18 protein-coding genes are annotated in these 24,193 nt (G+C 38.5%); 8 read left to right on the forward strand and 10 right to left on the reverse strand.

Going from position 1 to position 24,193, the window contains the following annotated elements; all coding sequences use genetic code 11:
* Nucleotides 1-13 precede the first annotated feature (13 nt).
* From HNQ94_RS17655 to HNQ94_RS17665, 3 genes are all read left to right on the forward strand, one after another.
* The gene (locus HNQ94_RS17655) at nucleotides 14-202 is read left to right on the forward strand and encodes a gamma-type small acid-soluble spore protein (RefSeq protein ID WP_174497568.1); all 189 of its coding nucleotides are present in this window, start codon (nucleotides 14-16) and stop codon (nucleotides 200-202) included.
* Nucleotides 203-363: 161 nt separating this feature from the next.
* Complete coding sequence (ntdP, locus tag HNQ94_RS17660) at nucleotides 364-894, forward strand: nucleoside tri-diphosphate phosphatase (protein ID WP_174497569.1); 531 nt, start codon at nucleotides 364-366, stop codon at nucleotides 892-894.
* A gap of 399 nt (nucleotides 895-1,293) precedes the next feature.
* On the forward strand, nucleotides 1,294-3,057 hold the full coding sequence (locus HNQ94_RS17665; protein WP_174497570.1) for an ABC transporter ATP-binding protein: 1,764 nt from the start codon (nucleotides 1,294-1,296) through the stop codon (nucleotides 3,055-3,057).
* Nucleotides 3,058-3,098: 41 nt separating this feature from the next.
* On the opposite strand, the gene HNQ94_RS17670 is transcribed toward HNQ94_RS17665, so the two are convergent.
* Complete coding sequence (locus HNQ94_RS17670; RefSeq protein ID WP_174497571.1) at nucleotides 3,099-4,181, reverse strand: FUSC family protein; 1,083 nt, start codon at nucleotides 4,179-4,181, stop codon at nucleotides 3,099-3,101.
* Nucleotides 4,182-4,522: 341 nt separating this feature from the next.
* Between HNQ94_RS17670 and HNQ94_RS17675 the strand changes: the two genes are divergently transcribed.
* The gene (locus HNQ94_RS17675; protein ID WP_174497572.1) at nucleotides 4,523-7,165 is read left to right on the forward strand and encodes a thermonuclease family protein; all 2,643 of its coding nucleotides are present in this window, start codon (nucleotides 4,523-4,525) and stop codon (nucleotides 7,163-7,165) included.
* A 59-nt stretch (nucleotides 7,166-7,224) separates the two neighbouring features.
* On the opposite strand, the gene HNQ94_RS17680 is transcribed toward HNQ94_RS17675, so the two are convergent.
* From HNQ94_RS17680 to HNQ94_RS17695, 4 genes are all read right to left on the reverse strand, one after another.
* On the reverse strand, nucleotides 7,225-7,749 hold the full coding sequence (locus HNQ94_RS17680) for a phosphatase PAP2 family protein (RefSeq protein ID WP_174497573.1): 525 nt from the start codon (nucleotides 7,747-7,749) through the stop codon (nucleotides 7,225-7,227).
* Nucleotides 7,750-7,860: 111 nt separating this feature from the next.
* Nucleotides 7,861-12,333, reverse strand: a complete 4,473-nt coding sequence (locus HNQ94_RS17685; protein ID WP_174497605.1) for a glutamate synthase-related protein — start codon at nucleotides 12,331-12,333, stop codon at nucleotides 7,861-7,863.
* Nucleotides 12,334-12,851: 518 nt separating this feature from the next.
* Nucleotides 12,852-14,147 carry a glutamate-1-semialdehyde 2,1-aminomutase gene (locus HNQ94_RS17690; RefSeq protein ID WP_174497574.1) on the reverse strand — a complete coding sequence of 432 codons (1,296 nt, stop codon included), beginning with the start codon at nucleotides 14,145-14,147 and terminating at the stop codon, nucleotides 12,852-12,854.
* Between the two features lie 135 nt (nucleotides 14,148-14,282).
* The gene (locus tag HNQ94_RS17695; RefSeq protein ID WP_174497575.1) at nucleotides 14,283-15,581 is read right to left on the reverse strand and encodes an MFS transporter; all 1,299 of its coding nucleotides are present in this window, start codon (nucleotides 15,579-15,581) and stop codon (nucleotides 14,283-14,285) included.
* 239 nt (nucleotides 15,582-15,820) lie between these two features.
* Between HNQ94_RS17695 and HNQ94_RS17700 the strand changes: the two genes are divergently transcribed.
* From HNQ94_RS17700 to HNQ94_RS17715, 4 genes are all read left to right on the forward strand, one after another.
* Nucleotides 15,821-16,840 carry an ABC transporter ATP-binding protein gene (locus HNQ94_RS17700; RefSeq protein ID WP_246200064.1) on the forward strand — a complete coding sequence of 340 codons (1,020 nt, stop codon included), beginning with the start codon at nucleotides 15,821-15,823 and terminating at the stop codon, nucleotides 16,838-16,840.
* Entirely contained in the window at nucleotides 16,833-17,624 is a 792-nt protein-coding gene (locus HNQ94_RS17705) for an ABC transporter permease (protein WP_174497576.1), read from the forward strand. The genes HNQ94_RS17700 and HNQ94_RS17705 overlap by 8 nt, the downstream gene beginning before the upstream one ends.
* A 3-nt stretch (nucleotides 17,625-17,627) precedes the next feature.
* Nucleotides 17,628-18,413: an ABC transporter permease gene (locus tag HNQ94_RS17710; protein ID WP_174497577.1), complete on the forward strand. Its 786-nt coding sequence runs from the start codon at nucleotides 17,628-17,630 to the stop codon at nucleotides 18,411-18,413.
* 124 nt (nucleotides 18,414-18,537) lie between these two features.
* Nucleotides 18,538-19,239: a C39 family peptidase gene (locus HNQ94_RS17715; protein WP_246200066.1), complete on the forward strand. Its 702-nt coding sequence runs from the start codon at nucleotides 18,538-18,540 to the stop codon at nucleotides 19,237-19,239.
* A 69-nt stretch (nucleotides 19,240-19,308) separates the two neighbouring features.
* On the opposite strand, the gene HNQ94_RS17720 is transcribed toward HNQ94_RS17715, so the two are convergent.
* From HNQ94_RS17720 to cpaB, 5 genes are read right to left on the reverse strand one after another with little or no spacing between them, the layout of a single operon-like run.
* On the reverse strand, nucleotides 19,309-20,229 hold the full coding sequence (locus HNQ94_RS17720) for a type II secretion system F family protein (protein WP_174497578.1): 921 nt from the start codon (nucleotides 20,227-20,229) through the stop codon (nucleotides 19,309-19,311).
* A gap of 3 nt (nucleotides 20,230-20,232) precedes the next feature.
* Nucleotides 20,233-21,195 (reverse strand): type II secretion system F family protein, encoded by a 963-nt coding sequence (locus HNQ94_RS17725; RefSeq protein WP_174497579.1) that lies wholly within the window; start codon nucleotides 21,193-21,195, stop codon nucleotides 20,233-20,235.
* Nucleotides 21,192-22,628, reverse strand: coding sequence for a TadA family conjugal transfer-associated ATPase (locus HNQ94_RS17730; protein WP_174497580.1), 1,437 nt, complete (start codon nucleotides 22,626-22,628; stop codon nucleotides 21,192-21,194). The genes HNQ94_RS17725 and HNQ94_RS17730 overlap by 4 nt, the downstream gene beginning before the upstream one ends.
* Nucleotides 22,625-23,473, reverse strand: a complete 849-nt coding sequence (locus HNQ94_RS17735) for a CpaE/TadZ family protein (protein ID WP_174497581.1) — start codon at nucleotides 23,471-23,473, stop codon at nucleotides 22,625-22,627. The genes HNQ94_RS17730 and HNQ94_RS17735 overlap by 4 nt, the downstream gene beginning before the upstream one ends.
* Before the next feature lie 16 nt (nucleotides 23,474-23,489).
* On the reverse strand, nucleotides 23,490-24,185 hold the full coding sequence (gene cpaB / locus HNQ94_RS17740; protein WP_174497582.1) for a Flp pilus assembly protein CpaB: 696 nt from the start codon (nucleotides 24,183-24,185) through the stop codon (nucleotides 23,490-23,492).
* Between the last annotated feature and the right edge of the window lie 8 nt (nucleotides 24,186-24,193).

The following is a 24,193-nucleotide window of genomic DNA, read 5'->3' on the forward strand; positions in this document are numbered from 1 at the left end:
GAGGTGATATGAGGTGGCTAAAAACAACTTTCAGTCTAATACTGATGTACAACGCGTTAGACAACAAAACCAAAAATCTGCTCAAGCCCAACCAGGTCAGCAAGGCCAACAAGGTCAACAGTTTGGCACTGAATTTGCTTCTGAAACTGATGTGCAACGCGTTAGACAACAAAACCAAAAATCTCAACAAAACAAACAGTAGTCTTACCCCTTAAACGAGACTTATTTCGGAAGGGCACTCCAATGTGGGGTGCCCTTTTCTATGTTTTCTATTTTCATTTGGATTAATAAATCGTTATAATGTTATAAAAGAGTAAAAACATAGAAAGCCTAAATGGTATCGTTGGAAGAAAGGGAGATCTTATGATAGTTCCCGAACCAGGTCAAAAAATTGAAATACAAAGCTATAAACATAATGGACAACTTCACCGAGTTTGGGATCGAACGACAGTCCTGAAGGCAAACCGTAATGTCTTAATTGGTGGAAACGACCGAGCAATGGTTACAGAAAGTGATGGCAGAACTTGGATAACACGTGAGCCAGCAATCTGTTATTTTCATGCAAAGTATTGGTTTAATGTTATCGGCATGATACGCACAGGTGGTGTATACTATTACTGTAATATAGGATCGCCATTTGTTTTTGACGAAGAAGCATTAAAGTATATCGACTATGATTTAGATATAAAAGTGTATCCAGATATGACTTTCGCTTTGTTGGATGAAGATGAGTATGAGCTACATAAACGTCAGATGAATTATCCAAAAGTGTTAGACTCTATTTTAAGAAATAACGTAGAAATTTTAGAAAGATGGATACGTCAACGCAAAGGTCCATTTGCACCTGAATTTATTGACCAATGGTATGAAAGATACTTAACGTATCTAACATAATATTTTCGAAAGAGAATATGTAATCAGTGAGGGTTTCCTAGCAGGATTGAGAAAGGAGCCCTTTTTTCGTTTTATTAAGTGCTTAGAGCCGAGGTAAATGGGGAATTGCACGGAGTAGGAGAGGAATTGAAGCGGAACAGGAGCACAAGTGAAGGGAACTGGGCTTTAATTGCAGGGAACGGGAGCGAAATTGAAGGAACACAGGGAATAATTGTACGGAATGGATCGGGATTTTTAAGGAACACAGGGAATAATTGCACGGAATGGGTCGGGATTTTTAAGGAACACAGGGAATAATTGCACGAACAGGCCCGGGATTGAAGGAAAACATGGATTAATTACACTAATAAAGCATTTTACTTCAAATAGATAACAGGAAGATTTTAGGGGTGAGGAATTTTGGGGAGCATCAGGCGGTACTTACAATTTGTAAAGCCTTATAAATGGAAAATTGTATTAACGATAGGCATTGGGATCATAAAATTTAGCATCCCATTATTAATGCCTTTAATTATAAAATATGTTATTGACGATATTATTGGGGCAACACATCTGACGCAGGATGAGAAAATGAATCAGCTTTACTACATTATGGGAGTGGCTTTCTTTTTCTTCCTCATCGTACGCCCACCAGTAGAATATTTTCGCCAGTACTTAGCCCAGTGGACGGGTAGTAAAATTCTATACGATATTCGGGATCGACTATTTGACCACATTCAAAGGCTCAGCTTGCGATTTTATTCGGAAACGAAAACGGGAGAAGTTATTTCTCGAGTCATTCATGATGTTGAGCAGACGAAGACGTTTGTTATTACAGGCTTAATGAATATTTGGTTGGATATGCTTACGATAGTGATTGCGATTGCAATTATGTGGTCGATGAATGGTTGGTTAACGTTAGTAGCGGTTTTGCTGTTTCCGTTGTATGGTTTTTCAGTCAAATATTTTTATTCCAGACTTCGAAAATTGACGCGGGATAGATCACAGGCGTTAGCCGAAGTACAGGGCCATTTGCACGAGAGAGTACAAGGGATGCCAGTTATCAGAAGCTTTGCCCTAGAAGATTATGAGCAGAAGCAATTTGATAGGCAAAATAACAAGTATTTGGATCGTGCAATTGATCATACGTCATGGAATGCAAAAGCTTATTCTGTTACACACACCATTACTGATCTTGCTCCACTGTTCGTCATTGCTTTTGCCGGATATCAAGTGGTGATGTTGGATTTAACGATCGGAACTATGGTTGCTTTTGTGGGCTATATGGACCGTGTTTATAATCCATTAAGAAGATTAGTAAACTCTGCTACGTTACTTACTCAATCTATCGCATCCATGGATCGAGTTTTTGAATTTTTAGATGAAAAGTATGATATAGCGGATACGCCGGATTCAAAAGAACTAAAGCATGTAGATGGAAAAGTACAGTTTGACCATGTTTCTTTCCGATACGCGGATAATGAAAGTGAGGTATTAAAAGACGTTACCTTGCAAGTTAAAAAGGGAGAAACAGCTGCTTTTGTGGGCATGAGTGGTGGAGGTAAATCCACGTTAATCAGTCTCATCCCTCGGTTTTATGACGTAACGAAAGGTAGAATTTTAATCGATGGTAAGGATATTCGAGACTATCAAGTAAGGTCATTACGAGATAAAATTGGTATGGTACTTCAGGACAACATTTTGTTTAGTGATTCAGTTGCGATGAACATTAAGATGGGAAAACCAGATGCGACAGAGGAAGAAGTTATCGAGGCTGCAAAGTTAGCCAATGCCCATGAATTTATAATGAATTTTCCAAACGGGTACAACACGCTTGTGGGAGAACGAGGTGTGAAGCTATCTGGAGGTCAGAAGCAAAGAGTCGCAATAGCGAGAGTATTTCTTAAAAATCCACCAATTTTAATTTTGGATGAAGCAACATCTGCATTAGATTTAGAAAGTGAGCACTTAATTCAGGAAGCGTTAGAAAAACTTGCTCATAATCGTACTACCTTTATCGTGGCGCATAGATTAGCTACGATTACCCACGCTGATAAGATTATATTAATTGAAGATGGAGAAATAAAAGAAGAAGGTACCCATGAGCTGTTGATGAAACAAAGGGGAAGTTACTATCAATTGTTCCAAGTACAAGATTTGGATATGGAAACGTCAGAAGTATAAAAAGAACCAAGTTGCTGTTATCGCAACTTGGTTCTTCGTTTTTACACTTCTTTTTCTTTCAGATTAAACTGTTCTTTACGATGGTAATGCTGATAACTATTTATTAGCCTATTTAAATGGGCCAACTGATAATCGTAATCCATTAACTTAGCTGCTAATGGTAGGAATTGAAGATGATCCCTATTGCCCTCTCTTAGCTGATTACAATCTACCAATTCTTCTATTAATTTTGTTATTTCAGGGCTAGTATGTTTTTCAATTATATCATCTTCTATGTCCCTTATTTTTCCTGAGCACATCAAGATTAGCTTTTCATGTATATGAATAACTTTGTCAATTTCATCGATAATGTGTGTTCTTAACTCGAATGGCGTATGCTCCACCTCGTTATCGAAGCGATGCAAAATACGTAAAACATCTAAGCTTTTTTTCGCCGACTGAATGAGCTGGCGAAATAGCACGAGCTTTCTTGCTCTCATGTAACGAGTTTTTTTAGAATAAACGCGTTCTTCCGAATAAAGCATGTATGTGTGATCTAATTTTGTAATGTCATTAATTAGTTTCTTGATTTCGTCTTTTAAAGCGGGTTGATCAGAAAGGTGTCTTGATGTAATGCGAATCCATTGAAGCGTTTCGTTCGTTGTTTTTTCAATTTCTTTAAATAACCTCGTTTCATATTTAGGTGGTAAAAACAGCATATTCACAATAAAAGCTGCAAAAATACCAATGAAAACAGAGGAAAAACGAGTAAATGCAAATTCAATTAAAGGTACATCAGTTGTTTCCATAATACCGATAACAGCTACAATAGCGAGCATAATAATTTCTTGTTTCATACCAAAACTTCTGCATACTGTAATAACTAATATGATCGTAAACCCAATCACAAACGGGTCATTCCCAAGTAAGTAAACCATCAACACTGCACTTATAGCCCCGATTAGGTTAGCCTCAACTTGCTCAATAATCGTTTTGAATGAGCGAAATATAGACGGCTGAATAGAAAACACGGCAGCAATTCCTGCAAAAACAGCAGAAGTAAAATCAAACATCATCGCTGCATACATTGCGATGGACACTGCTAAGCCAGTTTTTAATACTCTTGCCCCAAATCCAAATTTCATTGCAAAAATAGTCCTTCCTTGTATAAGAAAAACAAAGTAATAAGTTCTTCTTAACTTAATTCCTCCAAAAGCTCTTCAATAAACCTTTCAAACACGTATTATACATCATTTCATGGAAAAAGGTTTGTATTCACAAAAAATACATAATATTTTACGTATTTCTTAAAGGGTTAATTCATTGTAAATAGGTATAATGTTCGGTTTTTGTTAAAATTAACGACATTTAACATATATTTAATAAAAATTTACATAGTATTTACGAACAAAATGTTGACTTGTTATTATTTTGTACATAATATTAATTCTGTACTAATAAAATATGGGGAACAAGGGGGAGAAACATGAGACGTATCACATCTATGAAATTGTTTAATATTTTCTTAGTTTTATCGTTAGTCTTTTCAAATTTTTCAGGAGTAGTTTCAACGGTTGTAAGTGCGGATGAAAACGTAGTACAAGCAGGGGACTTGATTTTTTCTGAGTATATAGAGGGTAGTTCTTATAACAAGGCAATTGAAATTTATAATGGTACTAGTCAAGATATTGACTTAATGGGTTATTCTTTGGTTGGTTTTATTAATGGCGCTGACCAAGCTGGTAATGGTACAGCTAGTGAGTTGCCGTTAAGCGGAATAGTAAAAGCGGGGGATGTTTTTGTTATTGCCCACTCAACTGCTAACGACGCTATTAAAGCGATAGCAGACGTAACAGGTAATGCCGCTGTTCTTCAGTTTAATGGTGACGATGCGTTAGTATTGTTTAAAAACTATGATGCTTCTACGCGTCAGGGAACGATTATTGATTCGATTGGGCAAGTGGGAGCTGACCCAGGTAGTTATTGGGGGCAAGATGTAAAAACACAAGATGCTTCATTAGTTCGTAATCCTGCTATCGTAAGTGGCGATACAAATGTTAATGATGATTATGATCCTTCTGCTGAGTGGATTGCATTCCCTAAAGACACGTATGATTATTTAGGTTCTTTTCATGCTGATGTAGAACCACCAGCACCAGAAGTGCCGCAAGAAGAATATACAGTTACAGTTACTAGTGTGGTAGACGGCGATACGATTCATTTTGAACCAGCTGTTATGGGTGGTACGACAGTTCGTTATTTAAACATCGACACGCCAGAAACATATCATTTAGGTGATTATGATATAAATCTAGTAAATACAAATCCAGATCATGCACAAAAGTATCATGGTGAATTAGCAAAAGAACATTTAAAAACACTTCTTCAGCCAGGTGATGAGGTTGTCCTGAAGGTTGGGGAAGAAATTACAGATGCGTATGGACGTATTTTAGCACAAGTTATCCGTAAGTCAGACGGATTAAATACCAATTTAGAGATGGTTAAGCAAGGTTATGCTTCGACTTATTTTATTTGGCCAATAGGTGAGGAAGCGACATACCTTGAATTCCAATCAGCAGCAAAGTATGCTTATGACAACAACTTAGGAATTTGGTCAGACAATAACACGGATGTACTTGAATTTCCATTTGAATTTCGTGCACGTGAGCAAGGTAAAGGTTTGTTACGTTATGTAGGTAACTATGAAACAAAACAATATGTACAACCACAAGATTTTTCTTTAGTACCAGTTGATAAGCGTGTTTTCTTCTCGGAAGAACAGGCAATTGCAAATGAATATACGCCAGCATTTGAGCGGGAAGCAAATATTGCGGATGCTCGCTATGCACCAGTCGGTTCTGTGGTGACGGTGGAAGGTGTTGTCACGCAAATTGATGGCAGTAACTATTACATTCAAGATGAAACAGCTGCAATTGTTGTACGTTCTTATAATTTAGATGCGCAAGTTGGGGACAAAATTAGTGCTTCAGGGAAGACTTCTGAATATTATGGTCTTCTTCAAGTAGTAACAAGTGACGTGAAAGTAGTAGAAGCGGGAGTTGGGGAACCTGGGCCGGCTTATATAAAGGCAGCGGATTTTGTGGAAAAGAATGAAGCTAAGTTTGTTGCAGTGGAGGAAGTAACTATTATTTCTGCAGAAAAATACGATGAGTATATTGCTAGCGATGCGTTAGGGAAAACGTTTGTTATTTATTCTGAAGATACTGCATTGAATGTTGGTCAAAAATATGACACGCTTACTGGGGTAATTCAGTATGCGTTCAGTGATTATCGTTTATTTATTAGAGATGTTGTTGAAGATATTCCAGTTATTACGATAGACGAAGCTCGTAAAGTTGCACTTGATACAAAAGTGCAAATTGAAGGTGTTGTAACAGCGATTGACGGTAAAAACTACTTTGTTCAAGATGAAACGGCAGGAATTGTTGTGCGAGTGGAAGAGAAGGGCTTTACTGCAAACGTTGGAGATAAAATTCGTGCAAAAGCTAGAACAGAAGAGTATTTTGAATTACTACAAATTATCCCGACATTACAAAATGTAAAAGTAGTAGAAGAAGCGGTTGGGGTACCTGCACCTAAAGAAATTAACTCTACTGAATTAGGAGAAGAGTTAGAAGGACAGTTAGTTAGTCTAAAATACGTTACAGTAAATGCTGTAGACGGGTTTGGCGAATACTCAGCAGAAGACGCTCAAGGAAGCTTTGTTATTGACAACACTAAATTCGTAGAGGTTGGCACTACGTATAAAAGCCTTGTTGGGGTGTTAACTTACACTTATGGACAATACAAATTACTACCTCGCTTTGCTGATGATGCGACAAAATTACAGTTTGTGAGTGAAGATTTAAGTGGGGAAACGGCAGCTAATGCAAAAGCAAAGCTTCTAGATGCTGCGCCACACTTAGGTATTATGACAGTGTCTGAAATGTTAAAAATGGAGCTTACTGATAAAGTAATCACAAAAGGCAATACTAGTCAGCACATTTCTTCAACGCTTAAACATATAGTCAAATCGTTAGAAAAAATTGAACAAAATAAAGGTAATAGTTCAGTAGAAAAAGAAAAAATTGAACATGAACTAAATAAATTGTTTAAAAAAGCTAAGTAAACAATCAAGATTAAAAATCACTCTTCCTTTTTATGGAAGAGTGATTTTTGTTTATAGATTTATATAGTTAGAGTATTATGTGACTGTTTTGACTTTCTCTTAAAGGACATAGTTATGATAAATGTAAACAAAGCCCCAAGTAAAAGCCCTACCAACACATCAGACGGATAATGATGCCCCACTAAAACCCTTGAAAAAAGAACTAATACAGCTAAAATGAGTGCTGGCCAGCGGTACCTTGGTCCTAACAACCAAAAGGTTGTGGCGAAAATTCCTGCAATTAATGCTTGATCACTCGGAAAAGAAGGGGAGGGGTCTTTCGGAATTAATAGATCAATGTCATGTTCCATGAATGGTCTTGGTCTATCAAACAAGATTTTCAATATCCGGTTTATCAGTAATCCAGCTACGAGTGATAGGAATCCAATAAGTCCAACTTTTCTTGTAGGAGAGAAAATGAATAGAGAAAATATTATTCCAATAAACAAAACAATACCCCAGTCTGAGAAGAATATCATGATAGAATCTAGCAATTCATTTTTTCGTGCTAAGTTGTGAATAGATTGAAATACCGATAAGTCCATAATCTAAAACGCTCCTATATGTATAATACTCACATTTTAACACTTTACCGTAATGGGGGACAGTCCCCATAAAAAAGGGAGAAAACAATAGGTTTTCTCCCTTTAACATGATTATTCTGTTGAAACGGATGGGTCTGCTTGAATTTTTTCTGGTACGACTTGTAAGAAGTTTTCGTCTGCATTTTGTAGTAGATTTTGTAATTCTAAAACTTCTTCCTGTTGTCCCGTTTCTTTCAGTACGTTGATATAAGCTGATAACATTTCTTCAACGTCTTTTTTACCTGCTTCATTAAGAGACTCTATTTTAACTTTTGCTCCTTTTGCGATTCGCTCATACAATGCTTCTTTCGTAAGGCCCATTTCTGGTTGGTGACGGAAGTAAACGACTCCACCAGTCATACCAGCACATGCCCACGGACCTGGATCTCCAAGAACGAGTCCGCGTCCGTTCGTCATGTATTCGAACGCAAAGCCTTTAATGCTACTGTTACAGCCGATATTACCTTGTTGCACCTCTGGTAGTGGCTTCACAAGCTGCTGACCAATAATCATGTCAGCTCCGGATAAACGGATACCAGCACGGGAATCAGCATAGCCTTGAACGATTAGCATACCTTTTTGTGCACCATATCCAAAGCCTTTTCCGACAGATCCGTTAATGTATTTGCCGTTTGCCCCTTTTGATTTAGTGATGGCTACTAGACCACCGAAAGCCGTTTTACCAACACCATCTTGAGCCCCGCCTGAAACTTTGGAGTTCATGCCGTCTGTAATATAAGCGGCAAAACCATTACCGACGATAGAGCCTTTGTCATACTTGAGTGTAGTCGGCTCTAATTGACGGTAAGATCCGTCTAGACGTCCTCGAACCCTTACACAGGATACTCTGCTTCCAAGGTTTCGTTGTTCACTTGTAACGGATGAAAATTCACGGGATTCCATAAGCATTTGTTCATCTTTATCCAAATACTCTGCCCCAACAGCCATTGCAAGGCGTTGTTCAATTTTTTCTTCTTGTCTACGGTATGCTTCCATTTCTTTCACTTCTAATTTTTCAAGAAGTGGGCTTAGGTCCATCATTTCTTGCCCTTTGATTTGTTCAAGTAAATCAGAACGACCTACAATTTCTTGCGTATTCGTATAGCCTAAAGAAGCTGTTAAAGCCTTCAGCTCTTCACCAAAAGCCGTAAACATGTTCATTAAGCCTTCTACAGATGGATCGTATTGACGTGGAACGAAACGTCTTAACCCATGCTCTTTCGCTTGTGCTTCTGTATCGATTTGTGTAGCGATACCTACGTGACATGTGTCTAAGTGACAGCCACGACAAGCAGTACAACCTACTGCAATCATCGATAACGTACCGAAACCTATTCGGTTTGCACCAAGAAGCATAAGCTTAATAGCATCTAAAGAGCTTCTAACCCCACCGTCACACCAAACCTCTACTTTATGACGAAGGCCAGCTTCTGTTAAAGCGTTATGAGCAGCTTTCACACCAATTTCTGCAGGCAATCCAACGTGTTGAAGAGCATGAACCCTAGCAGCACCAGTACCACCATCAAACCCACTTAATGTAATAAAGTCTGCACCGGCTTTAGCGATACCAACAGCGATTGTCCCGATGTTAGGTACAATAGGAACCTTTACTGCCACTTTTGCTTTATCGTTAGCCGTTTTTAACTCAGAAATCATTTGTGCTAAGTCTTCAATCGAGTAGATGTCATGGTTATTGGATGGCGAAATTAAATCAGATCCAATCGTCGCATTACGTGCTTCTGCAATTTTTTCGGTAACTTTTGAACCAGGGAGGTGACCACCTTCACCAGGCTTTGCCCCTTGGCCAATTTTAATTTCTAATAGATTAGAAGAATTAAGTAGCTCTGCGTTAACACCAAAACGTCCGGATGCAATTTGCTGTCCACGAGTGTTCGGGTATTTACCGAGCATATCCTTGATTTCTCCACCTTCCCCGTTAAAGGAGATCATGTTCAAGCGGTCAGCAGCTTCTGCATAGGAGCGGAATGCTGTCTCGTTTTGAGAACCGAATGACATGGAAGAAATCATAAACGGGAAGTTATGGTCCCCAACTTTTATATCCACTTCACTTGGTTTTGCTTTTTTCTCTGATTCTTTTAAGCTAGTTAAATGACGAATAGACAATGGGTTGCTTTCTTCTATTTCTGCCAGCTTTTCTCGTAGTGTATCGTAAGAATTTCCACGGGCAATATCACCAATAGATTTCCAAATTCTCGGTAGAACATGGAAGCTTCTAGTAGGTTTTGCTTTTTCATCGGCAAAATCTTCTCTTCGCTTAATCGCATCGTCTTTTAAAGCTTCCCAGTTATAAGCTAAGTGATCAGCGCCCAAGAAGTTGACAATATTCAAAATGTCCGCAAAATCTTCATGAAGCCCAATCGCAGAAAATAATCGTGCATATCCTCTAAGCTCATGAATACCGATCGTAGAGATAACCTTTTCTAAGCCTTTATTTAAAGCCTCGTATAGGTTGTGAATCGGCTCGCTTTTTTCACCTGCAACGGTTGCGAACATTAAATACGGATTAATCGCATCCGCACCTAGTCCAAATGCCGTAATAAAATCATGTAAGGAGCGAATAGCAGCAGAGCGAAGAATGAGGGAAACGTTTCTTCTTAACTGCTTTTCTGTTAATTGTTGATCGACTTTGGAAATAACTAAGTGTGGATCTAACCACAAATGTCCTTCCTTATGAGAAAGGGCATCATTTAAAATGATTAGTTCCTTTCCTTCTTTAACAGCATTTTCAGCTTCAAATGCAATACGGGAAAGAGCCGACTTCACATCTTCATCATCGTGACAAGTGATGCTTATTTCTTTTAATTTATCATTCTCCAAATAGAGATTACGAACTTGTTCGAATGTAGGTTGTTTATCTGATTCTGTAACAAGCTTAGCCTGTGTTCCCTCTATTAAAATAGGGGAATATAACTCCAACGTTAATGGAGCCTCTTCTTTTTGGAAAAGGGAAGGGCGTCTACCTAAAATTGTTCTAGTTGAAAAATGCTCAGCTTCCCGGTCACGGTCAATCGCCGGGTTTGTAACAACTGCCACACTTTCCTTAAAGTAATCTGCTATGTTTTTACGGTTTTCTTGCATCGCAGCTAGAGGCACATCATGTCCTAGGGAGCGAATTGGTTCTGCTCCTTTATCAGCCATTTGCTCAAGCAATTGAACTTGTTCACGATCCCATCCATACGCAGAGTACCAACCGTTATGGACACTTTGAATCGTAGGGTTCGCTTTCGCTTTAATAGATGTGTTTGGCTGTAATCGTTCTTTGAATTGCGTAAAATCTACTTTATGTTGAATTCGATTATATACTTCTTCCTGGTATTCACGATTCTGATAGACTTTAATTTTTCCGTTTTCATCATAAGATAACCCAACTTTTTCCCCTGGAGAAAGTGGCTTAGGATCCTCCACATATTGTGAGTTTGGCACAATGCCTGGCTCACTAGAGAACATGAATGCATTTTCCGTTTCTAATTGCCATAAAGGACGTAAGCCAAGAGAATCAAGGCTAAAAGCTGCTTCCTTTTCATAGCGAGATATAATTCCTGCTGGGCCTTGTGCAAAATGCCCCCACGCTTCTCTTAAGTATGTGTACATATCTTGTAAATGGTCCGGATATTTTCTGATTTCGTTTACGATTGGTGGAAACATAACATCCAGCGCTTCAAACAAGCTTAAACCATGTCGCTTAATAAATGTTTCCAACGTACGGTTGACATCTTGTGAGTCACTACCACCTTTTGTCAGTGGAACATCTAGCATTTTTGCTTCATCACGTAGCTTAGCAATCGTGTTAATTTCCCCGTTATGACCGATAACGCTAAACGGTTGTACACGGAAGAAGTTTGTCTTTGTATTTGTTGAGTAACGGTTATGTCCAAGTGTCATGCTGGATGCAATAGAAGGACTTGCTAAATCAGCATAATACTTTGGTAATTGATCAGCAGCACCCATTAGTTTGTATACAACATGGTGGGAAGAAAGGGATGCAACATGTACATCTTCGTCCTCTTCAAACGCAAGTGTTAGGTCAAATAATAAACTTTCGAGATTTTCTACTTCTTCTGTTGGTAAAATCGCGAATTGCCAAAAAACAGGTTCTTCTTTTGTAGCAAGAGGTCCTAAAGCTTCGGGATTTGTAACAGAAGTACTTTCAAATAAAATAGTTAAGTTACTATCACTAAGTTTGTTGCGAATTTTTGATTGAATAGTAGCGGTATGATTCGTGCGGTTAATAAAAAGATGACCTACAGAAAATTGCTTTTCATGTACGATGGAAGAATCTTGGTTTGCTTCTTGTAATTTTTCTTCCCATAGTTTTTTAGGAAGATCAATATGAATACCGACTCCATCGCCTTCTTGATTTACAAATCCTGCTCGGTGGTTCATCGTCGTTAATGCTTTAATGACTGCATCAACATTTTCCTTTGTTGGAATGTTCTCTTTTTGAATACATGAGACAATCCCACATGCATCATGTTCATGCTTGTGGAAATCTTTGAAAGAACTAGGTTTCCATTGTGAATACATATAATCGGCCAAAAGGCCTTCACCTCCTAGAAGATATCGCGCCTATGTTAAAAGTAAGAAAAGAGTGACTTAAAGAAAGTCTAAGCTTTTGTGGGAAAACTTAGCTTACGACTCTTTTTATATGTAGTTATTGGAACAACTTAGTTCGAATAGCTACATCCTTACTTACTTTGAAAAAAAAAGCTTTCGCAATGGATATGCAAAAGCCTTCGTAAGGAAAAACGTAAAAGGAAGGGAGTTTGAGTACCTGCAAATACTCAAACTACTAAAAGGTAAGAAATGAAAGTGACAGTAACTTAATAAAGCGCGTAAATTTTCTGAATTGTAAGTCTTATTTTAGCATAGCAACAGATGGAAATCAATTATATATTCATTTATATGCATGAAGAATCAGATAATTCGAGTTAATTTTGGAGGGGTGTACAGCCTGTGAATGTTGATAGTAAGCGTTTTCATAAAATTTTCAAAAAACTCCTGTCAAAAACTTTTCGACAGAGGCTGCATAAAATGTGTATATTTTACTTTTTTGTCATGTTAGAAAAGGCATAATCCACCGCATCTAGTGTTTGGATAATGTCTTCTTCGGTATGGGATAGCGTGAGAAACCAAGCTTCGTATTTTGATGGAGCTAAGTTAATTCCTTGCTTTAACATTAGTTTGAAAAATGTCGCAAATTGTTCTCCATCCGTTGCTTCTGCCTGCTCGTAATTTACGACTTTTTCATTCGTAAAATAAATAGTTAGGGCCCCTTTTAAGCGGTTAATTGTTATGTCTACTTGGTGTTTTTTTGCACGTTCTAAAATTCCAGCTTCTAGTTTCGCGCCTAACTGATCCATTTTCTCATAAATGCTTTCATCTTGAAGCACTTCTAAACAAGCAATACCTGCTGACATCGAAGCGGGATTACCAGCCATTGTCCCTGCTTGATAGGCAGGTCCAAGTGGGGCAACCTGTTCCATAATATCGGCTCTTCCACCGTAAGCTCCAATCGGAAGGCCACCACCAATAATTTTCCCTAATGCGGTCATGTCAGGTTCTATATTTAACAGTTTTTGTGCACTTCCATATGTAAAGCGGAATGCGGTAATAACTTCATCAAATATAAGCAAGGATCCTGCTTCGTGTGTCAATCTTTTCACTTCTTCTAAAAAGCCTTCTTTCGGTTCTACAATACCAAAATTACCGACAATCGGTTCTACTAAAACAGCAGCAATTTCATTTCCCCATTTTTCAAGTGCTTCCTTAAACGGTTCTACTTCATTAAAAGGAACGGTGATGACGTCTTGGGCAATAGAAGCTGGAACTCCAGCAGAGTCTGGCGTACCTAAAGTAGCAGGTCCAGAACCAGCTGCAACTAATACTAAGTCGGAATGTCCATGATAACAGCCAGCAAATTTGATGATTTTTGTGCGGTTCGTATAAGCACGAGCAACGCGAATCGTCGTCATCACTGCTTCTGTTCCTGAATTGACAAACCGAACCTTGTCCATTGACGGGATAGCTTCCTTCAGCATTTTAGCAAATTTGTTTTCAAGCGCAGTTGGAGTACCATAAAGGACACCATTTTGTGCTGCTTTTGTAATGGCCTCTGTTATGTGAGGGTGGGCATGTCCAGTTATGATTGGACCGTATGCACCTAAATAATCAATGTATTTATTTCCATCTACATCCCAAAAATACGCTCCTTGGGCTTTTTTCATAAAAACAGGCGAGCCTCCACCGACTCCCTTATAGGCTCTGGAAGGGGAGTTCACGCCACCAACTATATGATTTTGAGCTTCTTGATATAAAGCTTCTGATTTATCAAATTTCATCTAAAACCCTCCATTAATTTGTTCCATTGTATTGTAGCATATTAGCTGATTAGTGTATGTGGGGACAGAACCGGTACATCCAGCTACAACATAAAAAAGCTCCAGCCGATGTAGACTGGAGTATTCCCAATTATTTTAAGCGTATTCGATTTCTTTCGTCTCCTTTATTGGTACATCTTCGCCTGCTTGATCAGGATCTTCCTCGTCAAATCGTGGTAATAAAAGGGCAAAGAATACACCCACTACCGTTAAACATCCTCCGACGATCCAAAATAAAGCTTCAATCGTTAAGCTTTTTTGAAATGTTAAAGCGATAATTCCTAGAGTCGTAGAATGGGATAACATCATTAGGGGACTTATCCAGCCTTGAACACGACCCATCATTTTCGGATTGACAATACTCGGCAACCATCCGCCGATAGCGATGTTGATGAAAGGTAAAAATAAAGCGACAATAGCGTTCAATATAAATAAAGCATAAATTTCACTTACAAGCGCTTGGGTGGCGATGAAGCTTCCGCTAACGATAAGTCCAATGACGAGCATCAGCCGAAGCTTAAGCTTGTTCGCCACGATAGAAGCAACGACACTGCCAACGAGAATTCCTATACCAAAAACGATACTAAGCATGACCATGATTTGTTCATACGTTTCAGGTGCGAGCTTGTATTTTAAAATAAAGGCAGGCATAACACTAAGACCACCGTTTACGATACCAAAAAAGAAGAAACCTGAAATGAGAGTAAGCAATAACTTATGTCCAAGTATATAAGTCATACCTGCTTTAAAATCTACGAGCACTGCTTTCACTTTTAACTCTTTGAATTTATGTGCGCCGTTAGGTAATCGAACATCTTCAGAAATCTTACATGCTCTAATAAATAATGCTGAAGCTGCAAAGGTAACAGCATCAAGTATAATTGCACCAAAAAGTCCTAGATTCCAATAAATGATGGCACCGATCGCGCTACCGAACAGATTGAACATGCTTTGAGTCATTTGGTTAAGTCCAGCTGCAGATGCATACTCATCTTTACTTAACACACCTTGGACAAGAGAAGTTTCTGCTGGCCCAAAAAACTTGGAAATGGCACTTCTGACAAACAGAATAGTGAAAATAAGAGGCATCCAACCAATATAAACGGCACCTAATAGGACGATGGAAAGAATGGAGCTGATCCAGTCACAGTTCGCAGCTATTTTTTGGCGATCCATTTTGTCTGCAAGGACACCAACGAGGAAAAATACGGCTAATGTCGGTAATGAATACATGAGCTCTGTAATTGTTGCATAGGCGGGTTGTTCACTGAAGCGGTCAAGGAGATAAAACATGAAGGCAGTCATACCGATGACGCTACCCATTTGGGAGGTTAGGGTGGCTAAAAATAGATTCCGATAATTACTTTTTTGGAAAAGCTTAAATAGATTTTTCATTTTTATTCCCCGTTTCTTTTTAAGTTGTTAAGTATAGCTTATAAAACTTGAAAGGGAGAAGAGAGGGTCTACTGGTGGTTTTTGTCTCCATCTACAGACCGATATTGCCTAACTCACATTCCTGCATTAGCGAAATTGAGTTAATCCGAATGAAATGAAACAATTCGGAAATTTGTATTTCTAGTAAAGTTTCAATAAACTATTTTAGATGAGGTAGGTTCAAGCAGGAGGAAAACATGATGAAAGAAAATCAGATGATATATGTAAACAATTTGCGGAAGGATTTTAAATCATATTCTAGTAGATCGGGTTTAAAAGGGGCATTTCGGGATCTGTTTACACGAAATTATAAAATATTAAGTGCCGTTGATGGCATTTCTTTTAACGTTAAACCAGGAGAAATGGTTGGATACATTGGGGAGAACGGAGCCGGGAAGTCCACCTCCATTAAAATGTTAACAGGGATTTTAACGCCTACTAGTGGAGAGGTCATCGTCAATGGAATGAATCCACATAAAGAGAGAGAAGAATTTGTGCGGACGATTGGTGTTGTCTTCGGTCAAAGATCACAGCTTTGGTGGGATATTGCAGTCCAAGAATCTTTTCGACTGCTAAAAAAGGTTTACCGAGTGTCAGACGAGGATTACGCAAGCCATATGGAGCATGTGATTGATACGTTAGATATCGCGCCATTACTGGACAAGCCAGTACGGAAATTATCGTTAGGTCAGCGTATGCGTTGTGAGCTAGCTGCGGCCCTTATTCATAATCCACCATTGCTCTTTTTAGATGAGCCAACAATCGGATTGGATGTACTAGTGAAAAATAAAATTCGCACCTTTTTAAAGGAAATAAATGAACGTTATAATACGACGATTTTGTTAACGACCCATGATTTACAAGATATTGAGGCACTGTGCGAGCGAGTCGTGATGCTCGATCAAGGGAAGGTCATTTATGATGGATCAATCAATGACTTACGCGCGAGATGGATGGAAGGAAAAGAGATCCATTTTCAGTTTAAGCGTGAAGTGGAAAAGGATGAGCTAACAAAGCTATCAAATGGAATTACGGTTGATTGGCAGCCTGGAAAACGAAAGGACTTGTGGATTGGTCACGTTGAAGATAATGATGAAGTCATCTCCGATATTATCGCCCGTGTTGTGAATGAATTAAAAATAATTGATGTCAACATTAAGTCGATTACGACAGAAGAAATTGTCCGGAACATTTATGAAGAGGGTGCTGTCCGTGAGTAAGTACCTGGAAATGATAAGGATACGCTTTTTAATGATGCTTGCCTATCGAACCAATTATTACACAGGAATTATTATTTATAGTATTAACATTGGTGCGTACTACTTTTTATGGACAGCCATTTATGGAGGAAAGTCTGATATTGAAGGTCTTTCTGTCATTCAAATGGTGACGTACATTGCGGTAGCATGGATGGCGAGGGCTTTTTACTTTAATAATATTGACCGGGAAATTGCCCAAGAAATAAAAGAGGGAAAAGTAGCGGTTGAAATGATTCGTCCTTACAGTTATTTAGGGATGAAAACGATGCAAGGACTGGGGGAAGGGCTTTTCCGTTTATTCTTTTTCTCGGTCCCTGGTATGTTCATCGTTTCGCTCATTTTTCCGTTATCCTTTGCGGCAAACCTATCAACGTGGCTATTTTTCGGATTATCAATAATTTTTAGCTTCATTATTAATACTCAAATTAACTTAATTACAGGTGTACTAACGTTTTTCTTTTTTAACAATGACGGCTTAATCCGAGCGAAGCGGGTCATTATTGATTTGTTTTCCGGTTTATTATTACCAATAAGCTTTTACCCTATTTGGGCTCAGGATGTAATGGCTTTTTTCCCTTTTCAAGCAATTAGTTATATTCCGAGTATGATCTTCACGAACGGCTTTCAAGGGAACGCATTATACGATGCCATTATGTTTCAGTTGATGTGGTCGGTGCTTTTACTCATTCCGATCTTCGTATTATGGCGTGTAGCAAAAAAACGACTAGTCGTACAAGGAGGGTAGCCTATGTTTTATGTGAGCATGTTTGGTCAATATATCGGGCAATACATCAAAACAAGACTACAATACCGTACGGACCTTGTGGTGGAGTTTTTATCTGATTTGATGTTCCAAGCAGTAAATTTAATTTTCATTCTAGTTGTCTTTGGTCATACACAGCTATTAGCTGGATGGAACCGGGAAGAAATTATTTTTATTTACGGCTTCTTTCTCGTCCCATATGCTCTTTTTTCCTCATTCTTTAACATCTGGGATTTTAATGATCGTTATATCGTAAAAGGGGAAATGGACCGAATTTTAACGAGACCGATTCACAGTCTGTTTCAGGTCATTTTGGAACGAATGGAATTGGAGTCTCTTTTCGGAGCAATCACTGGTATTGCGATTATGTTTTACGCTGGGGCGCAGCTCGATTTAAGTTTATCCTGGTACGATCCACTATTGTTTATCGTCATGGTTATCGGCGGAGCACTCGTGTATGGTGGTATTTTCGTGATGCTAGCAAGCATCGGGTTTTGGGCTGATGCCAAAACGGCGATCATGCCAATGATGTATAACATCGGAAACTACGGACGGTACCCAGTGGATATTTATAATGGCGTTATTCGCTTTATTTTAACGTGGATTTTACCGTTCGCATTTGTCGGTGTTTACCCTTCTGCGTACTTTTTAGGAAGGGAAGAATGGTATGGATATGCCTTTCTAACCCCAATTGTAGGTATCGTGTTTTTTATGCTCGCTATTTTTGTCTGGAATACGGGTGTGAAGCGTTATCGCGGGGCTGGGAACTAGATTTTCAAATAAAACAATTTAAGTAGGAAAGAGGTTATTTTAAAAATAATCTCTTTTTTTGTAGTTTTTCCCTACTCTATTTCCGTTCTAAACTATAGAACAAAATAGAGGGGACTATATACATATGAGAAATAGAAGGAGACGGAGAAAATTAAATCGAAAGGGAAGGATGCTAGTTTTCCTTTTAATTATATTATTTTTTATGTTCAATCAAGATAAAGTAACTAGTTTCATAAGAGAGGAAAGTATTATATTAAATGTTCCCCTTATTTCACAATTGCCTGAATTACCTAGAGGCTGTGAAGTGACATCATTAGCCATGATGCTACAATATAAAGGCATCGATGTTAATAAAATGGAGCTTGCCAATGAAATAGATAAAGTGCCATTTCTGGAAGATGGATTATCGGGCAATCCCAATGATGGATTTGTAGGGAGTATGACTACCATCGATCAACCAGGTCTTGGTGTATATAATGAACCAATATATGAACTTGCAGAAAAATATTTACCTGGAAAAATAAAAAACCTATCTGGGAAAAGCTTTGATGCTATTTATAAAGCCTTAAACGATAAACAACCTGTCTGGGTTATAAATAATACTTGGTTTACAACAGTACCGAATGAATATTGGGAAACTTGGGAAACGGCAACTGGTAAAATCGATATTACATACAAAGAACATAGTGTCGTAATAACCGGCTATGATGAGGAGTTTATATATATTAATGATCCATTAACGCATGAAAAAAATAGACAAATAGATAAACAGAAATTCATTGCTGGGTGGGAGCAAATGGGAAGTCATGCCATTACATTTAACTAATGTAAAAACATCGCCCTTTTACTAGAAAGAGCGATGTTCGTAAGTAGTAAAGAGTAGAAGTAAACCTTTCTAAAATGCATTGAGAAAATCAATCACTGCTGGCCCTAGTAAGACGATGAAAATAGTAGGGAAGATGAAAATCACGAGTGGGAAGAGCATTTTAATCGGTGCTTTCATCGCTTCTTCTTCGGCACGTTGCTTTCGTTGCTCCCGTACTTCGCTTGATTGGACCCGCAACACTTGAACCATACCAATTCCGAGTTTTTCGGCTTGTAAAATGCTACTAATAAGCATTTTAATTTCATCGACGTCGAGTCGCTCTCGGATTCCTGATAAGGCTTCACGCCTCGTTTTTCCTAAGCGAATTTCCTCTAGACAGCGATGGAATTCACTAGGAAGGACACCTTCTTTTTTCGAAACTAGTTTGCTAATAGCAGAATCAAAGCCTAAGCCGGCTTCCAAGCTAACAGTTAACAAGTCTAATATGTCAGGCAGTTCTTTTAAGGCAGCGTGATTCCGCTGCTTTGTTTTTTGTTTAATATAGAAATTTGGAATAAATAGCGCTAATACGAGACCTATTAATAGAAAGAAGACGATTCCGCCTGAATGAAGCTGCATAAGTTGAGCGTATCCCCAAGCGAGTAATGGCAATCCGATAAACAGACCAATCTGGATCAACCGGAATTCTACCGGTGTCATTCCGAGTGGATTCCCTGCTTTTAGGAGCTTCACTTCAAGCTTCGCCTCTTTTTCTCCGGGCATACTTTTTTTGAAGCTACGTTTAAACTCTTTCCATATAGGCGCAAAAATTCGTTGATATAAGGATCGTTGCTGCTTATCAGAATCCTCTGTTGGCTCAGATTCCTTTGTTTCAATTCGATCAAAAACATTGGAAAGACGTCGTTTTAAACGTTTCTTCCGTTCTTCCTTCAATACATATAATCCATATAAAAATAACGTAATCGTAAAGAAAAATGTTACGTATAGCATCGGCTACACCTCGATTGTAGTAAGCTTTCGAATAAAAAAGAAACCAATAGTGCCAGATATGACTCCTGCACCTAGCATAATTAGACCTATCGGATGACTAAATAACGTTCCCATATATTCAGGCTCAATCATATAAATAAGTAGGCCTAAAATGAAGGGGAGAAGTCCAACAATAATTCCGGATAATCTTCCTTGTGCTGTTAGTGTAACAATTTGGCGTTGAATTTTCGTCCTATCTCGAATCGTCTGGACGATTTTATCTAATACGGTTGCCAAATTCCCACCAACCTGTCGTTGAATGAGAACGGCTTGAATCATTAAATCCAAATCCTCACTCGGCATTCTGTCTTTTAATTCATTGAGTGAGTCTTCTATGGAACTACCATATTGCATTTCTTTTAATACCATTTCGATTTCCTCTTTAATAGGAGAAGGGGATTCTTCTACTACTGTTTTCAGAGCTTGCGGGAAGCTAAATCCCGCCCGTAAAGAACCGATAACGACCGTTATCATGTCGGCTAACCCCTCGTTAAATTTTGCCATTCGTTCTTTTTTCTTTTTTTGAATATACCATTTAGGAATGAATAGCCCGATTAGTCCTCCTATGATAAGGAAAACCATATTACCTGATAGGATAAAAAGTAATCCACCAGTAAGTGCAATTGAAATCCAACGAGCTAATATATATTCTTCTGGCTTTAATGGCACGCCAGATTGGGTTAATAAAACTTCTAGCTTTGAATTTTTTTCTTTTGTCAGCATTTGCTTCCGAATCTTTTGCTTCGCTAACCTGAATTGCAGAAAGACGTTAAATTGTTTTGGATCAAAGGTTTTTCGGTCTTTCATTTCTAAAAAGTGCTTCATCCGTTTTTCTAATCGTCTATCTGATAGGAAGATGAGCTGAAGGATAGCGATAAAAAACAGGAAAGAACTAAATAAGATGAGGAAAAGGAGGGCCCACTTCATTCACTCCACTCCTCTCCGTTAATAAAGACGGATGCTGGTATATGTAGACCAGATGTTTCAAGCCTTTCATAAAACTTAGGACGAACTCCAGTCGGGATTAAGTTGCCGATAATTTTACCATTTGCATCAACAGATTCTTGTTTGAAGGTGAAAATATCCTGTAAAACGATGACATCGCCTTCCAGTCCTTGTACTTCCGTAATTTTGACAATCTTTCTCGTTCCATCCTTTAGGCGGGATTGTTGAATAATAACGTCAATCGCACCAGCTATTTGTTCCCGAATCGCTTTAATCGGTAAGTCTACACCGGCTAATAAAACCATCGTCTCCAAACGGGATATCATATCACGGGGACTATTCGAGTGACCTGTTGCCAAGGAACCATCATGTCCTGTGTTCATTGCTTGAAGCATATCTAAAGCTTCACCACCACGAACCTCCCCAATAACGATTCGATCTGGTCTCATACGTAAGGAGTTCCGAACGAGGTCACGGATGGTGATTGCTCCGTTTCCTTCAATATTTGGTGGTCTTGATTCTAAGGAAATAACATGCTCCTGTCCTAGCTGAAGCTCGGCTGCATCCTCAATCGTAATAATACGTTCATCATTCGGGATAAAGTTAGATAAAACGTTAAGGGACGTCGTTTTACCAGAGCCTGTCCCACCACTTACGAAAATGTTCAGTTTTGCTTTAACGCAAGCCTCTAAAAAAACGGCCATTTCATGTGTTAACGTACCGAAATTAATTAAGTCCTCAATTTTAAATGGGTCCTTCGCAAATTTCCGAATCGTAATCGTTGGACCGTTTAAAGCGAGAGGAGGGATTATAGCATTTACACGTGATCCATCGGGAAGACGTGCATCTACCATTGGACTACTCTCATCAATTCTTCTTCCGATTGGTGCAACAATCTTTTCAATTATATTCATCACATGTTCATCATCGCGAAACAAAATATTCGTCAGTTCGATTCGGCCTTTTCGTTCACAGTACACATAGTTCGGACCATTCACCATAACCTCGGTAACATTTTCATCCAACAACAATGGATTAATAGGACCAAAGCCCGCTAAATCATTAATGAGCTCATCGACAACCTTTTTACGATCTATTTTTCCACGGAATGTTTCGTCTTCCTTAATAATGTCAATGGCCATGGCATCAATCTGTGGAATAATATCTTCTACGTTGTCGTCTTTTAAATCACTTAAAATTTGTTTTTGTAGACGGTTCTTTAATTCCTGGTGTTTATCGATTGGTTTATTTCTCGTTTTTGGACTATTGTTATCAGTTTTTCTCGTTTCACGGAAAGCAGTTATTAAGTCTTTCTTTGGTGGTGTGTATTCTTTCTGATTACTAGCTTGTTCAGCAGTATCTGGTTTTGTCTCTAACTGCTGTGAGCGTTCTTGTATGCGATTTAATAGACTCATTTAACTGTTCCCTCCTTTTCATTACGACTAAAAAGCTTTGAAAATAATGAAGGGCTTTTCGGCTTAATTGTAGATATTTCTCTTCTGGAAGTGAGCTTCTCTGCCATTTTAAAAATAGATTTTGCTAGTTCCGTTTTCCCTTGGTTCATGACAAACGGGATTCCGATATTTAGCGATTGGGACGCAACCTGAAACTCGTTTGGAATGTAAAGAGGATCATCTTCCCCAAGTATGTCAGCAGCGTCCGTCGCTTGGATAACACTTTCCATCGTTGCACGGTTGATGATAAGCTGAACCTTGTCTCGGTACCCGAGCATATCTAACGTTTCTAGCATGGACTTTGTGTTTTTTAACGTAGCCATTTCTAAATTCGTAACGAGTAAAATTTGGTCTGCTTTCTCAATAAGCTGTATCGTTTGATCACTTAAACCAACTCCCGTGTCACAAATAACATAATCATGCTGAACGAGCATTAAATCGATAATTTTATTTAATGCATCCCCAGTAACGAGGTCTGCATATTCTGGTCGATCTGGTGCTGGTAAAACCTTCACACCACTGTCATGACTACATAAATAGCTTGCTAGACTATATTCATCTAGGGAATCAAACTCCTCCATCACATCTTTAATCGTAAACGTAGATTGGAGATCCATTGCTAAACCGACATCACCAAATTGGAAGTCTCCGTCTAAAATACTGATGGATATGTTCTTTTTAAATAAGGCGACGGCGAGATTGACAGAGAGGAGGGTACGACCGACCCCTCCTTTTGCACTGCATACAGCAATCATCTCTCCTCTTTTTTGTTTATAGCTTTGTTGTTCTATTTGATTGCTTGTCATACTGCTCACCTCCGTCTTATTTATCCTCAGATTTTTCTTCAGTTTCGATTACTCGTGAATGAAGAGCTAATTGAATAGTCCCTCGTTCCGATGCGTTTGCTAACTTGACAGTATCCTGTGGCGTTAATTCTAGTGTTACAGAGCTATATTCTACATATTCTTCTTCTTCACTCGTAGAAGCAATCATTTTCCTACCAACGGCTAAAACAGTAACTTCTGATAAAATAATTTCTGAATCGACTTTTACGTCACCGTTATCTTCTGTAGTAGCTTCACTAAAAATAACGTCCACTCTATCTTCTGGTTCTATTAAATTGGAAATAGATTGGACAAAGTTAAGTCCAACAGATATACCACGAAAACCATCCTTTATTTTGCGGGAGACAAATAGCTGCTCTTCTTTTTCCGATTTCACACGGTGAGTTAAAAGTGTTTCGCCAGCACTAATATCAGCTGTCGCAAACTTCCCAGCTACCTCATCGACACTTGTAACGGTGCTCGCATGTAATCCTTTCTCAGGTACTGCCATCACCTTTACCATATCAGGAGAAATTGTTTCGTTTTCTTTAATATCACTGTTAGCCACGATCACATCCACCATGTTTTCACTAAGCACGACTTCTGTATCAAATTGCTTCATATAGTTAAAAAATAAAACCGTTGTTACGACACCCATTATGAGGGATAAAAATAAAATAACTTTTGACCGCATCGTTTTCA

This window comes from Salirhabdus euzebyi (genome assembly GCF_014207435.1).
GTDB classification, from domain to species: Bacteria; Bacillota; Bacilli; order Bacillales; family Alkalibacillaceae; genus Salirhabdus; species Salirhabdus euzebyi.

Bases quoted from the DNA above. Each gene is read 5' to 3' on its own strand.
- ntdP (WP_174497569.1), top strand. From the start codon at position 364: ATGATAGTTCCCGAACCAGGTCAAAAAATTGAAATACAAAGCTATAAA.
- HNQ94_RS17710 (WP_174497577.1), top strand. From the start codon at position 17,628: ATGTTTTATGTGAGCATGTTTGGTCAATATATCGGGCAATACATCAAA.
- HNQ94_RS17735 (WP_174497581.1), bottom strand. From the start codon at position 23,473: ATGACAAGCAATCAAATAGAACAACAAAGCTATAAACAAAAAAGAGGA.
- HNQ94_RS17680 (WP_174497573.1), bottom strand. From the start codon at position 7,749: ATGGACTTATCGGTATTTCAATCTATTCACAACTTAGCACGAAAAAAT.
- HNQ94_RS17725 (WP_174497579.1), bottom strand. From the start codon at position 21,195: ATGAAGTGGGCCCTCCTTTTCCTCATCTTATTTAGTTCTTTCCTGTTT.
- HNQ94_RS17690 (WP_174497574.1), bottom strand. From the start codon at position 14,147: ATGAAATTTGATAAATCAGAAGCTTTATATCAAGAAGCTCAAAATCAT.
- HNQ94_RS17730 (WP_174497580.1), bottom strand. From the start codon at position 22,628: ATGAGTCTATTAAATCGCATACAAGAACGCTCACAGCAGTTAGAGACA.
- HNQ94_RS17675 (WP_174497572.1), top strand. From the start codon at position 4,523: ATGAGACGTATCACATCTATGAAATTGTTTAATATTTTCTTAGTTTTA.
- cpaB (WP_174497582.1), bottom strand. From the start codon at position 24,185: ATGCGGTCAAAAGTTATTTTATTTTTATCCCTCATAATGGGTGTCGTA.
- HNQ94_RS17715 (WP_246200066.1), top strand. From the start codon at position 18,538: ATGAGAAATAGAAGGAGACGGAGAAAATTAAATCGAAAGGGAAGGATG.
- HNQ94_RS17695 (WP_174497575.1), bottom strand. From the start codon at position 15,581: ATGAAAAATCTATTTAAGCTTTTCCAAAAAAGTAATTATCGGAATCTA.
- HNQ94_RS17700 (WP_246200064.1), top strand. From the start codon at position 15,821: ATGAAAGAAAATCAGATGATATATGTAAACAATTTGCGGAAGGATTTT.
- HNQ94_RS17720 (WP_174497578.1), bottom strand. From the start codon at position 20,229: ATGCTATACGTAACATTTTTCTTTACGATTACGTTATTTTTATATGGA.
- HNQ94_RS17685 (WP_174497605.1), bottom strand. From the start codon at position 12,333: ATGTATTCACAATGGAAACCTAGTTCTTTCAAAGATTTCCACAAGCAT.
- HNQ94_RS17670 (WP_174497571.1), bottom strand. From the start codon at position 4,181: ATGAAATTTGGATTTGGGGCAAGAGTATTAAAAACTGGCTTAGCAGTG.